We start from the raw sequence: 12,551 nt of genomic DNA, 5'->3' as shown, positions 1-12,551 counted from the left end.
TCGGGCGATGCCACGGGAGGGCCCGTCGTGACCCACCACCACAAGCCGCAAGGCCTTTACGACCCCCAGTTCGAGCACGACGCCTGCGGTGTCGCGTTCGTCGCCGACCTGGCCGGTCGGCGAAACCACGCGATCGTGGCGAAAGCGCTGGTCGCGTTGCGCAACCTGGAGCACCGGGGTGCCCGCGGCGCCGAGCCGGAGACCGGCGACGGCGCGGGCATCCTGATCCAGGTGCCCGACGCGTTCTTCCGCGAGGTCGTCGACTTCCCGCTGCCCGAACCGGGCTGCTACGCGGTCGGCACCGCGTTCCTCCCGCACGACAACGCCGAGGTCAGGGCCGAGATCGAGCGCATCGCCGGCGAGGAGGGCGCGACCGTCCTGGGCTGGCGCGACCTGCCGGTGGACGCCGAGCACGTCGGGCCCACCGCGCGGACCACCATGCCCGCGTTCAGCCAGCTCTTCCTCGGCGGGGAGGAGGGCCTGGAGCTGGAACGCCTGGCGTTCGTGGTGCGCAAGCGGGTCGAGCACGCCACCGACGTGTACTTCCCCAGCCTGTCCGGCCGGACCATCGTCTACAAGGGCATGCTCACCGAGCCGCAGGTGGAGAAGTTCTTCCCGGACCTCACCGACGAGCGGGTGACCAGCTCCGTCGGCCTGGTGCACTCCCGGTTCTCCACCAACACGTTCCCGTCGTGGCCGCTGGCCCACCCGTACCGGTACGTCGCGCACAACGGCGAGATCAACACCCTGCGCGGCAACCGGAACTGGATGGACGCCCGCGAGTCGGTGCTGGCCACCGACCTGATCCCGGGCGACCTGGAGCGGATCTTCCCGGTCATCACGCGCGGCGCGAGCGACTCGGCCACCTTCGACGAGGTGCTGGAGCTGCTGCACCTGGGCGGCCGGTCGCTGCCGCACGCCGTGCTGATGATGATCCCGGAGGCGTGGGAGAACCACGCCGAGATGGACCCGCAGCGGCGCGCGTTCTACGAGTTCCACTCCACGCTGATGGAGCCGTGGGACGGCCCGGCGCTGGTGGCGTTCACCGACGGCACGCTGATCGGCGCGGTGCTGGACCGCAACGGCCTGCGCCCGGCCCGCTACTGGGTCACCGAGGACGGCCTGGTGGTGCTGGGCTCCGAGGCGGGCGTGCTGGAGCTGGACCCGGCGACCATCGTGCGCAAGGGGCGGCTGGAGCCGGGCCGGATGTTCCTGGTGGACACCGCGCAGGGCCGGATCATCGACGACGAGGAGATCAAGGGCGAGCTGGCCGCCGAGCACCCGTACCAGGAGTGGGTGGCCGACGGCATCCTGCACCTGGCCGACCTGCCCGCGCGGGAGCGCGAGGTGCCGACGCACGCGTCCCTGGTGCGCCGCCAGCAGGTGTTCGGCTACACGGAGGAGGAGCTGGCGCTCCTGCTGCACCCGATGGCCCGGACCGGCGCGGAGCCGATCGGCTCGATGGGCAACGACGCCCCGTTCGCGCCGCTGTCCGACCGGCCCCGGCAGCTGTTCGACTACTTCTCCCAGCTGTTCGCCCAGGTGACCAACCCGCCGCTGGACGCGATCCGCGAGGAGCTGGTGACCAGCCTGCACGCCACGCTCGGCGCCGAGCCCAACCTGCTGGACGTGGACGGGGACTCGTGCCGGCGCATCTCGCTGCCGTTCCCCGTGCTGGACAACGACGAGCTGGCCAAGCTGGTGCACGTCGACGACGACGGCACCCTGCCCGAGTTCCGCACCCACAGCGTGCGCGGCACCTACGACGTGCACGGCGGCGGCGCGGCGCTGGTCGGCCGGCTGGCCGAGATCAAGGTCGAGGTGTCGGCGGCCATCCGGGACGGCGCACGGCTGATCGTGCTGTCCGACCGGGGCGTGGACGCCGGGCACGCGCCCATCCCGTCGCTGCTGCTGACCGGCGCGGTGCACCACCACCTGGTGCGGGAGAAGACCCGGACCCAGGTCGACCTCATCGTGGAGGCGGGCGACGCCCGCGAGGTGCACCACGTCGCGTTGCTCATCGGCTACGGGGCCAAGGCGGTCAACCCGTACCTGGCCATGGCGTCGGTCGAGGAGCTGTCCGAAGTGGACGCCAGGACCGCGACCCGGAACCTCATCAAGGCGCTCGGCAAGGGCGTGCGCAAGACGATGTCCAAGATGGGCGTCTCGACCGTCGCCTCCTACACCGGCGCGCAGATCTTCGAGGCCATCGGCCTCGGCACGGAGGTCGTCGACTCCTGCTTCACCGGGACGACCTCCCGGCTCGGCGGCGTCGGGTTCGACGTCATCGCCGAGGAGGTCGCGCGGCGGCACCGGGTCGCGTTCCCGCCCGACGGCGTGCGGGCGCACCACCGCGAGCTGGAGACCGGCGGCGACTACCAGTGGCGCCGCGAGGGCGAGGCTCACCTGTTCAACCCGCAGACGGTGTTCAAGCTCCAGCACTCCACCCGGGCCGGGCGCTACGACGTCTTCAAGGAGTACACCAAGGCGGTGGACGACCAGTCGCGGCGGCTGATGACGCTGCGCGGGCTGTTCGCGTTCAAGGACACCACGCCCATCCCCATCGAGGAGGTGGAGCCGGTCTCGGAGATCGTGAAGCGGTTCGCCACCGGGGCGATCTCCTACGGCTCGATCTCCAAGGAGATGCACGAGGTCCTCGCCATCGCGATGAACCGGCTGGGCGCGAAGTCCAACACCGGCGAGGGCGGCGAGGACGCCGAGCGGTTCGTCCGGGACGCCGACGGCGACCTGCGCCGCTCCGCGATCAAGCAGGTGGCGTCCGGCCGGTTCGGGGTCACCAGCGAGTACCTGGTCAACGCCGACGACATCCAGATCAAGATGGCGCAGGGCGCGAAGCCCGGCGAGGGCGGGCAGCTGCCCGGCGCGAAGGTGTACCCGTGGATCGCCAAGACCCGGCACTCCACGCCCGGCGTGGGCCTGATCTCCCCGCCGCCGCACCACGACATCTACTCCATCGAGGACCTGGCGCAGCTCATCCACGACCTGAAGAACGCCAACCCGGCGGCGCGCATCCACGTGAAGCTCGTCTCCGAGGTCGGCGTCGGCACGGTCGCGGCGGGCGTGTCCAAGGCGCACGCGGACGTCGTGCTGATCTCCGGCCACGACGGCGGCACCGGCGCGTCCCCGCTGTCGTCCATCAAGCACGCGGGCGGGCCGTGGGAGCTCGGCCTGGCCGAGACGCAGCAGACGCTGCTGGCCAACCGGTTGCGCGACCGGATCGTGGTGCAGACCGACGGTCAGCTCAAGACCGGCCGGGACGTGGTGATCGCGGCCCTGCTGGGTGCGGAGGAGTTCGGCTTCGCCACCGCTCCCCTGGTGGTGTCGGGCTGCGTCATGATGCGGGTCTGCCACCTGGACACCTGTCCGGTGGGCGTGGCCACGCAGAACCCGGTGCTGCGCGCGAAGTTCGCGGGCAAGGCCGAGCACGTGGTGAACTTCTTCGAGTTCGTGGCGCAGGAAGTCCGGGAACTGCTGGCCCGGCTGGGTTTCCGGACGCTGGCCGAGGCCGTGGGCCACGCGGAGCTGCTGGACACCCGGGCGGCCGTGGACCACTGGAAGGCGGCCGGGCTCGACCTGTCGCCGATCTTCCACGTGCCGGAGCTGCCCGAGGGCGCGTCGCGGCACCGCACCGCGACCCAGGACCACGGGCTGGCGAAGGCGTTGGACAACACGCTGATCCAGCTCGCCGAAGGCGCGATCGCGTCCGGTGATCGGGTGCGGCTGGAACTGCCGGTGCGCAACGTGAACCGGACCGTCGGCACCATGCTCGGCTCCGAGGTGACCAAGCGCTGGGGCGGTGCGGGACTGCCGGACGACACCATCGACATCACCTTCACCGGCACCGCCGGGCAGTCGTTCGGCGCGTTCCTGCCGCGCGGCATCACGTTGCGGCTCATCGGCGACGGCAACGACTACGTGGCCAAGGGCCTGTCCGGCGGGCGGATCACCGTCCGGCCGGTGCCCGACGCGCAGTTCGCGGCCGAGCAGCACGTCATCGCGGGCAACGTGATCGGCTACGGCGCGACCGGCGGCGAGATCTTCCTGCGCGGCAAGGTCGGCGAGCGGTTCTGCGTGCGCAACTCGGGCGCGCTGGCCGTGGTGGAGGGCGTGGGCGACCACGGCTGCGAGTACATGACCGGTGGCCGCGTGGTCGTGCTCGGGCCGACCGGGCGCAACTTCGCGGCGGGCATGTCCGGCGGCGTCGCCTACCTGCTGGACGCGGCGGCGCAGCGGGTCAACCCGGAGATGGTGGACCTGGACCCGCTGGACGAGGCGGACCGCGAGTTCCTCCGCGCGGCGGTGGAGAAGCACTACACCGAAACGGACTCCGCAGTGGCGCACGGCCTGCTGGCGGACTGGGACCTGGCGGTCGACCGGTTCACCAAGGTCATGCCCAAGGACTACAAGCGGGTGTTGGCGGCACAGGCGCGGGCCGAACTGGAAGGCCGCGACGTCGACGAGGCGATCATGGAGGCCGCTCATGGCTGACCCGAGGGGCTTTCTGACCACCGGGCGGGAGACCCCCCGCAGCCGTCCGGTGTTCCTGCGCCTGCGCGACTGGCGCGAGGTGTACGAGGAGTTCGAGCGGCCCCGGCTGGAGAAGCAGGCCGGGCGCTGCATGGACTGCGGCATCCCGTTCTGCCACCAGGGCTGCCCGCTGGGCAACCTGATCCCGGAGTGGAACAACCTGGTGTGGAAGCAGGACTGGCGCGACGCGTCGGAACGCCTGCACGCCACGAACAACTTCCCGGAGTTCACCGGGACGCTGTGCCCAGCACCGTGCGAGGCGGCTTGCGTGGTGGGGATCAACGGCGATCCGGTCACCATCAAGCGGGTCGAGATCTCGATCATCGACCGCGCCTGGGACGAGGGCTGGGTCACGCCCCAGGAGCCCCGCACCCGCACCGGCAAGCGCGTCGCCGTGGTGGGTTCGGGGCCCGCGGGACTGGCCGCCGCGCAGCAGCTGACCCGGGCCGGGCACGACGTGGTGGTGCTGGAGCGGGCGGACGCGATCGGCGGGCTGCTCCGCTACGGCATCCCCGAGTTCAAGATGGAGAAGTGGCGGCTGGACCGCCGGCTGGACCAGATGCGGGCCGAGGGCACCGAGTTCCGGACCGGCGTGGACGTCGGCGTGGACGTCACGGTGGCGGAACTGCGGGCGTCCTACGACGCGGTCGTGCTGGCGGGCGGCGCGACGGCGTGGCGGGACCTGCCCGTGCCCGGCCGCGAGCTGTCCGGCGTGCACCAGGCGATGGAGTACCTGCCGTGGGCGAACCGGGTGGCGCGCGGCGAACTGGACGCGCCCCCGATCAGCGCCGAGGGCAAGCACGTCGTGGTGATCGGCGGCGGTGACACCGGCGCCGACTGCGTCGGCACCGCGCACCGCCAGGGCGCGCTGTCGGTGACCCAGCTGGAGATCATGCCCCGGCCGCCGGAGCGGCGCGCCGAGGTCCACCCGTGGCCGACGTACCCGATGCTGTACCGGGTCACCTCGGCGCACGAGGAGGGCGGCGAACGGCTCTACGCGGTGTCCACGGTGGAGTTCCTCGGCGACTCCGACGGCGCGGTGCGGGCGCTGAAGCTGGTGGAGGTGGCGGCTTCGGGCGGCCGGTTCGAGCCGGTGCCGGGCACCGAGCGGGAGATCCCGGCGCAGCTGGTGACGCTGGCCATGGGCTTCGTCGGGCCGGAGAAGGCCGGGCTGGTGCAGGAGCTGGGCGTCGAGCTGGACGCGCGCGGCAACGTGGCCCGCGACCAGTCCTTCGCGACCTCCGTGGACGGCGTGTTCGTGGCCGGCGACATGGGCCGCGGCCAGTCGCTGATCGTGTGGGCGATCGCGGAGGGCCGGTCGGCGGCGGCCGGCGTGGACGCCTACCTGACGGGCCGCGACGTGCTGCCCCGGCCGATCGAGCCGACGGACCGGCCGATCGCGTAGAGACGACCCCGCGGCGGACGGCCAGGGCTGTCCGCCCGCCGCGGGGTACCCCGGACCGGCCCTCGGTGGGCGGACAGCGTCGTCCACCCGCCGGGGGCTTCTCCACGCACGCTCAGCGCACGGCGGTCAGCCGCAGGTCCGGCACCCGCAGCGAACGACCGACGAAGTCGCGGCCGCGCCACGCCGGGTCGTCGCCGTTCCACGACACCGACCCGCACCCGAGCGTCGCGGTCGTCTCCCCGTCGGGCAGCGTCCCGGGGAACGACAACGTCGCCCGCACCACCGCACCACCGCCGGGCACGTCCAGGAAGAACCGCTCCCGCACGACCTCGAACAAGCCGTTGAGCCGCAGTTCCGTGCCGTCCGCGCGGATCAGCCGGCACGAGTCCACCACGCTGACCTTCGCCGCCAGCGAACTCCGGTTCACCGCGGCGACGGTGACCTTGGTGAAGTTCTCCGTCACGGCCACCTGCTCCACGGTCGCGGTCAGCGGACCCACCTCGCCCGACGCCAGGGTGGCCAGCCGTTCGGCGAGCACGGACTCGTGCGCGGTGATCCGGTCGACGAGGGCCGCGATCCCGTACGCCACCCCGCCACCGAGCACGAGCAGCACGAGCGCCGCACCCACCAGCGGACCCGGCCCGGTGCCGCGCGCCCGCACCTCCGGCAGTTCCCGCAGCAGGTCCACGACCAGCGGCAGCGCGCCCAGCGCGAGCGCCAGGCCCGCCGTCGCCGGCGGGGTCGTGGTCGGCTGCACCAGCTTCACCACCGCCGTCACGACCAGCGCGGTCAGCACGCACAGCAGGACCCGCAGCGGCGTCAGGAGCCGCCTGCCCCGCCGGGGAGGCGGGCCGGTGCGCCGCACGGGCGCGCGGCGCGGCTCCCGGTGCGCCGCGCGACGCCCCCGGCCGACCCGGTCCGGGGAAGTACCCATCCGTGCTCCACCCCTCGTCCGGCACCGCGCCCGTGAACGGCGCCCCCACCAGCGTGCGGTCCGATGATCGAATCGGCCGGACCGGACACCCGGAAATCACTCGGACGTGGGAGGCGGGCCGGGCAGCCGCGCGCCTGCCCGGCCCGACGCGACTAGCGGCAGACCTTCCAGGCGAAGTGGTAGAGCGTGTCGAAGCTGCCGTCCGTGGAGTCCATCGACATGAAGCTCGTCGTGGTGTTCGGGTTGGACGTTCCGACGTTCACCCGGAGCTCGGTGTTGATGTTGAAGTTCCGGCGCTCACCGCACGGGTGGTAGACGATGGCGGCGATCTCGGTGGTGTCGGTCGCCTGCCAGTCGTCGCTGAGCGCACCGTTGAAGGTGTGGGTCTTGTAGGCCGTCGGCGACATCCCCTGGAAGTAGTAGTTGGCCCGCTCGACCCCGGAGGCACCGCGTTCCAGGTGGGCGAACCCGCGGTAGTCGGCCTGCGCGATGCCGTAGGTGAAGCCCTGCGGCACGTTGACTCTCAGGTTCAGCTGGCAGTTCTTCCGGAAGTCGGTGGGCGAAGCACCGACCCCGACCTGTGCCAGGAAATCGCTGTACGTGACGGTGAACGCCTTGTTGTCCGGCGAGACCGCCACGGCGGCGGTGCCCGCCGGGCAGCCCGAACCGTTGACCGTCACCACGTCGATGGTGATGTGGTCGGGCGGTGGCACTGTGCCCGGTGCCCCGCCCGGAGGAAAGATGATCACCGACGTCGCCAATGCGGCCGCGGCCGCGAAGTTCAGCATGGAAGCACCTTCCGACTAGTTTCGGCGCGGCGGCGGCAGAATTAATCCGGAGCCTGCGGCGGCGGCTGTCAGAAAATTGTCAGCAACGCTTCCAGGAGAAGTGGTAGCGGGTGCTCACGTTGCTGTCGGTGGAATCCATCACCATGAAGCTGTTGCCCCGCGAGCTACCCGCCGTGACGCGCAGTTCGGTGTTCACGTTGAACAGCCGGCGCTCCCCGCACGGGGCGTACACGATGGCGTCCCACTGCGTGCTGTCGGTGGCCTGCCAGTTGTCGCTGAGCGGGCCGTGGTAGGTGTGCGGCTTGCGCGCGGTGGGCGACATGCCGGAGAAGTAGTAATTGCCCTGCTCCAGTCCGGTGGCACCGGCCTGGAGGTGCGCGAACCCCCGGTAGTCGGCCTGCGTGATGCCGAACGTGAAGCCCTGCGGGTAGCTGAGCTGGAGGGTCAGCTGGCAGTTCTTCCGGAAGTCGGTCGGTTCGGATCCCGCGCCCGCCTGGGCGAGGAACTGGCTGTAGGTCACGGTGAACGTGGTGCGGTCCTCCGAGGGGGCGACGGCGGCCGTGCCCGCCGGGCAACCGGAGCCGTTGACGGTGAGCACGTCCACCCGCACGTAGTCCGGTGGGCTCAGCTCCGCCACGCCCCCGGTGGGCACTAACGACGACATGGCGAGGGCGGCCGCTGCCAAAGTGGTCAGCATGGGAGGCCTTTCTGCTGCGTGGTGACGCGGCGGCGCGGTGGAAATGTAGCGCAGAATACTTCGGGCCCGTTCCGCCAACTGGGTGGCGAGGATTTTTCAAACGTTCCACCCGGTCTGGCGGAATTTTCCGACAAGGTCGGATGACCACATCTCGGAAAAGTGCTCCGGTTTTCAACCACAGTTTCCGGTAATACTGTCCAACCGGTTGGAACCGGTCCGCGCGCACTGGATCGTGGCACGCACGAAAAAGCACCGGAATCGTTCGGGCGACTGACGACCGAGCGCCGGAGCAGATCGGGTGCGAACGGTCGCGACCGTCGTAGCCCACGCGGAACACCCGTCACCCCGGGTTCGCGGCGCTCATTCCCGGGTGGCCACCGCCACCGCCGGCTCGATTACACCATCCGCGCGCTCCGCGCCGCACCCGGCACCCCGAAGCATCCACGTCCCGGGCGCACCGCGGCACGGGAGCACACGCCTCCCCGTGTCCCCCCGTCGAAGATCTGCGGTGACCGCCGATCACGCTGCGGAACGTGGCCGACGGACCCGCTCTCCCCCGAACGGACGCTCAGTCGGGACGCGCCGCGACCACGCGGCGGATCAACTCCACCATCTGGGTGCACTCCGCCGGGTCCAGCACCTCGAACCACCGCGCCTCGCGCGCGTTCTGGCGCGGGAACACCCGGGACACCGACTGCCGCCCCTCGTCGGTCAGCGCCACGAACACCACCCGCCGGTCCTGGTCGTCGCGGGTCCGCTCGACCAGCCCGGCCCGCTCCAGCGTGTTGATCAGGTTCGACATCGCCGACCGGGTGGTGCCCGACAGGTCGGCCAGCCGCGCCGGCTGGGTCGGCCCCAGGATCCACAGCTTGAACATCAGCCGGAACCCCGGCATGGTCCACCCCTGCTCGCGGTGCACCAGCGCCTCGTAGTCGGTGATCATCATGTACGCCAGGTGCAGCACGTTGTACGAGAGGCCGAACGCCTCCGCGTCACCGCCGGACTCCGCGATGCGGTGCCTCGCGAACCGCTCGTAACCCTGCTCCGTCACCACGTCGTCCGCGACGGGAACCTCCTGCTCTGCCACCTGCGCATCCTCCCAGGGCCGGCCGGTCCGTGGAACGCGAATGGGGCACACTTACCGGCGTGCTCGGGACGAGGCGGTTCGGGATCACGGCGGCGCTGGCGCTCGCGATCGCCACCGCCGCCTCGGTCGCCGCCGGCTTCGACCTGGTCACCGGTGCCGCCGCGGTGGCGTTGGACGACCTCGCGCAGCTCGCCACCGGTCTGTTCGCGACGGGTTCCTGCTGGTGGACGGCGCGCCGACGGCAGGGTCCGGACCGGGTGTGGCGGATCGTGATGGGCCTGGGCATGTTCGGCTGGTCGGTCGGGCAGAGCCTGTGGACCTGGTACCAGCTGGTCGAACAACGCGCGGTGCCCTCGCCGTCGCCCGCCGACGCCGGGTACCTGAGCATCGTGCCGTTCGCGTTCGTGGCCCTGCTGGTGATCGGCAGCCACCGCCGGTCGGACACCCCGGACGCCCTGCTGGACCGCCGTTCCCGCAGCGCGCGCCTGGTGCTGCTGCTGGACGGCCTGATCGTGGTCGGCTCGCTGTTCCTGCTCACCTGGACGACGTCGCTGGGCAGCCTGGTGCAGGCGGGCAACCCGAGCACGGCCGCGTTCCTGGTCGCCATCGCCTACCCGCTGACCGACCTGGTGCTGCTGGTGATCGTGGTGGTGCTCGGCGCGGACCGGAAGGTCGTGCTGCGGCCCCAGTTGCGGCTGCTCGGCCTGGGCCTGGTGGGGCTGGCCGCGTCCGACAGCGCGTTCGCCTACCTGGTGAGCGTCCAGGCCCCCGAGGTGCCGCCACTGGCCAACGCGGGCTTCGTGATCGGCCCGGTGCTGATCGCCCTGGCCGCGCTCGTCCCGTCCACGCCGCACACCGCGGGCGCCCGCGCGGCCCGCTCCCGGCAGTGGGCGTACCTGCTGATGCCGTACGTGCCGCTGCTGGTGAGCACCGTCCTAGTGCTGCGCCGGACCGCGATCGGCGACCTGGCACCGCTGGACGCGGTGGAGATCGGCTGCGGCTTCACCGTGTTCGTCGCCGTCATCCTGCGCCAGCTCGCGACCATTGTGGACAACGCGAAGCTGGCCGCGATGCTGCGGGAGTCCGAACACTGGCTGGTGCACCAGGCGCAGCACGACGCGCTGACCGGCCTGGCGAACCGGGCCCTGTTCGAACGGCGCCTGGACGAGGCGATGGCCTCCCACCACGGGGGCAGGCCGTTCGGCCTGCTGTTCGTGGACCTGGACGACTTCAAGGCGGTCAACGACGTCTCCGGGCACGCGCACGGCGACGCGGTCCTGGAGCGGGTCGCCCGCCGGCTGCGGGAGTGCGTCCGCGACACCGACGTGGTGGCCCGGCTCGGCGGCGACGAGTTCGGCGTCCTGGTGGAGGGCGTGGACGAGCCGGAGAAGGTCGCGTTCCGGATCCTGGACTCGCTCGGCGAGGAGATCAGCGCCAGCGTGGGCGTCGTGGTGTGCGCCGACCCGGACCCGGAGGAGACCGCGCAGTCCGTGCTGCGACGCGCCGACAAAGCCATGTACCAGGCCAAGCGCGGCGGTGGCCGGGGGCTGGTCATCCACCCCTGACCGGGACGTGCGCTAGCGCGAGCCCAGCCGGGCGGCCAGTTCCTCCGCCTCGGACCGGGTGAACTTCCCGGAGATCACCGTGGCACCACCGGTGATCGCCTCGTTGATGGTGGGCGCGGACAGCACGGACGTGTTGAGCACCAGCGCGACCCGCTGCCCCACCAGCTCCGCGGTGAGCTTTCCCCAGGTCTTCCCGCCGTCCTCGGTGAACCGGACCTCGACCACGAACCCCCCGCTGTGCTCGTCGGCACGCGCGGCGGCGCTCTCGATGTCGTCGTTGCCGAGGGCGGCCGGGCCGAGGACGAGCCGTTCGCCGGTCTTGTGGTCGCAGGTGAGCAGTGGCTCGGCCGGGTCGTCCTGTCCGGCCAGCGGGTCGTTCTCGGGGCACCGGAACGCGGAGAGCGCCGCCGCCTGGTTGGCGGGCACGGCGAGTGCCGGGTCCTGTCGCACCTTGCGCTCGGCTTCGATCGCCTGCTGCTGCTCGGCCGTGGACGGCTCGACGGCGCGCGGCGGGCCACCGGCCTCGCTGGTGGACGCGGTGGGCGGGGTGGGTGCGGTGCTCTGCGACGCGGTCAGCACCGGGCGGATCAGCAGCACCGAGGGGCCGTCCGGCGGGGAGGCCTTCGGCGTGCCCGTCGTGCCGCCCGACGAGGTGCAGCCCGAGGCCGCGACCGCCAGCAGGGCCACCACCAGGAGCGCCCTCATCGCTTGGGCACGAACGCGTAGATGCTGGCGGGCGAGCCGGACCCGCGCCGGTTGACCGTGCCGCCGACCAGGATGTGCGCGCCGGTCTCCGGCAGCCGGGCCAGGTTCGCCAGGACCTCCAGGCTGATCCGGTGCTCCCGGTACAGGAGCCTGGACACCGCGTAGGTGGTGTCCAGCGCGGACTCCGGGCTGAAGGTGTCGGTGCCCAGCGCGCCGCGCCGGCCGAGGCGTCCGGTGCGGACCAGCCACTGCACGGCCGCCAGCGAGAAACCCGGCTGGTGCATCTGCCCGGCCGCGTCGAAGTTGTAGAACGCCGGGGTGCCCCAGCGGTCCTCCCACCCGGTCCACAGCACGACCGCCGCCTCCTTGGGGATGCGGCCGTGCTCGCGTTCCCACCGCTGGAGGTCGGCGACGCTCACCTCGTAGTCGGCGTCACGCCGGGCGCGGTCCCGCACGTCGATCTTCACCGCGGGCAGGAACAGGTCCTCGGTGTCGAGCTCGTCGGCGTGCGGCTGGCCCTCGTTGAAGTGCGAGGGAGCGCCCCAGTGGGTGCCGGTGTGCTCGCCCTGCCGCACGTACTGGAGGTAGAAGCCGTCCTCGGGCACGGTCGTCACGGTGGTCATGGTGAACTCCGGGTCGCCCGGGTAGACGTTGGTCCGGTCCGGGTCGTTGACGTGCGCCAGGTTCACCAGCCGGTAGTCCCGCAACCCCGGCGGCGCAGCGCTTGCGGTCCCCGCGCCCGTCACCGCCATCCCACCCACTGTCGAAACCACACCCGCGAGCATCGACCGTCTGCGCACCGCCGACCACTCCTCCAGCTAG

9 protein-coding genes are annotated in these 12,551 nt (G+C 71.8%); 3 read left to right on the top strand and 6 right to left on the bottom strand.

The genetic code is table 11. The annotated features are described in order from the left end of the window. The first annotated feature begins 27 nt into the window (after nt 1-27). Together gltB and FHS29_RS17310 are read left to right on the top strand one after the other, a co-directional pair. Entirely contained in the window at nt 28-4,509 is a 4,482-nt protein-coding gene (gltB, locus tag FHS29_RS17315) for a glutamate synthase large subunit (RefSeq protein WP_184691701.1), read from the top strand. Further along, nucleotides 4,502-5,953 (top strand): glutamate synthase subunit beta, encoded by a 1,452-nt coding sequence (locus FHS29_RS17310; RefSeq protein ID WP_184691700.1) that lies wholly within the window; start codon nt 4,502-4,504, stop codon nt 5,951-5,953. The genes gltB and FHS29_RS17310 overlap by 8 nt, the downstream gene beginning before the upstream one ends. 112 nt (nt 5,954-6,065) lie before the next feature. Here the strand turns inward: FHS29_RS17310 and FHS29_RS17305 are convergent, their stop codons facing one another. From FHS29_RS17305 to FHS29_RS38140, 4 genes are all read right to left on the bottom strand, one after another. Continuing rightward, nucleotides 6,066-6,887 carry a hypothetical protein gene (locus FHS29_RS17305; protein ID WP_184691699.1) on the bottom strand — a complete coding sequence of 274 codons (822 nt, stop codon included), beginning with the start codon at nt 6,885-6,887 and terminating at the stop codon, nt 6,066-6,068. A 152-nt stretch (nt 6,888-7,039) separates the two neighbouring features. Beyond that, the gene (locus tag FHS29_RS17300) at nt 7,040-7,675 is read right to left on the bottom strand and encodes a DUF4360 domain-containing protein (protein WP_184691698.1); all 636 of its coding nucleotides are present in this window, start codon (nt 7,673-7,675) and stop codon (nt 7,040-7,042) included. A gap of 79 nt (nt 7,676-7,754) precedes the next feature. Next, entirely contained in the window at nt 7,755-8,372 is a 618-nt protein-coding gene (locus FHS29_RS17295) for a DUF4360 domain-containing protein (RefSeq protein WP_184691697.1), read from the bottom strand. A gap of 568 nt (nt 8,373-8,940) precedes the next feature. Beyond that, entirely contained in the window at nt 8,941-9,459 is a 519-nt protein-coding gene (locus FHS29_RS38140; RefSeq protein ID WP_184691696.1) for a MarR family winged helix-turn-helix transcriptional regulator, read from the bottom strand. A 59-nt stretch (nt 9,460-9,518) separates the two neighbouring features. Here FHS29_RS38140 and FHS29_RS17285 point away from each other — a divergent pair, with 59 nt between their 5' ends. Then, nucleotides 9,519-11,024: a diguanylate cyclase domain-containing protein gene (locus FHS29_RS17285; RefSeq protein WP_312864962.1), complete on the top strand. Its 1,506-nt coding sequence runs from the start codon at nt 9,519-9,521 to the stop codon at nt 11,022-11,024. A 12-nt stretch (nt 11,025-11,036) separates the two neighbouring features. On the opposite strand, the gene FHS29_RS17280 is transcribed toward FHS29_RS17285, so the two are convergent. Beyond that, nucleotides 11,037-11,729: a SecDF P1 head subdomain-containing protein gene (locus tag FHS29_RS17280; RefSeq protein ID WP_184691694.1), complete on the bottom strand. Its 693-nt coding sequence runs from the start codon at nt 11,727-11,729 to the stop codon at nt 11,037-11,039. After that, entirely contained in the window at nt 11,726-12,481 is a 756-nt protein-coding gene (locus FHS29_RS17275) for a cyclase family protein (RefSeq protein WP_246440425.1), read from the bottom strand. Before FHS29_RS17275 ends, FHS29_RS17280 begins: the two co-directional genes overlap by 4 nt. Nucleotides 12,482-12,551 lie beyond the last annotated feature (70 nt).

Origin of the sequence: Saccharothrix tamanrassetensis (assembly GCF_014203665.1) — a bacterium.
GTDB classification, from domain to species: Bacteria; Actinomycetota; Actinomycetes; order Mycobacteriales; family Pseudonocardiaceae; genus Actinosynnema; species Actinosynnema tamanrassetense.
Note: the sequence above shows the minus strand (reverse complement) of the source record. Positions and strands in the feature narration are given on the sequence as shown.

What these genes read in the sequence shown, in the direction of transcription:
- FHS29_RS17310 (WP_184691700.1), top strand. Translation starts at nt 4,502, where the DNA reads ATGGCTGACCCGAGGGGCTTTCTGACCACCGGGCGGGAGACCCCCCGC.
- FHS29_RS17305 (WP_184691699.1), bottom strand. Translation starts at nt 6,887, where the DNA reads ATGGGTACTTCCCCGGACCGGGTCGGCCGGGGGCGTCGCGCGGCGCAC.
- FHS29_RS17275 (WP_246440425.1), bottom strand. Translation starts at nt 12,481, where the DNA reads ATGGCGGTGACGGGCGCGGGGACCGCAAGCGCTGCGCCGCCGGGGTTG.
- FHS29_RS17300 (WP_184691698.1), bottom strand. Translation starts at nt 7,675, where the DNA reads ATGCTGAACTTCGCGGCCGCGGCCGCATTGGCGACGTCGGTGATCATC.
- FHS29_RS17295 (WP_184691697.1), bottom strand. Translation starts at nt 8,372, where the DNA reads ATGCTGACCACTTTGGCAGCGGCCGCCCTCGCCATGTCGTCGTTAGTG.
- FHS29_RS17280 (WP_184691694.1), bottom strand. Translation starts at nt 11,729, where the DNA reads ATGAGGGCGCTCCTGGTGGTGGCCCTGCTGGCGGTCGCGGCCTCGGGC.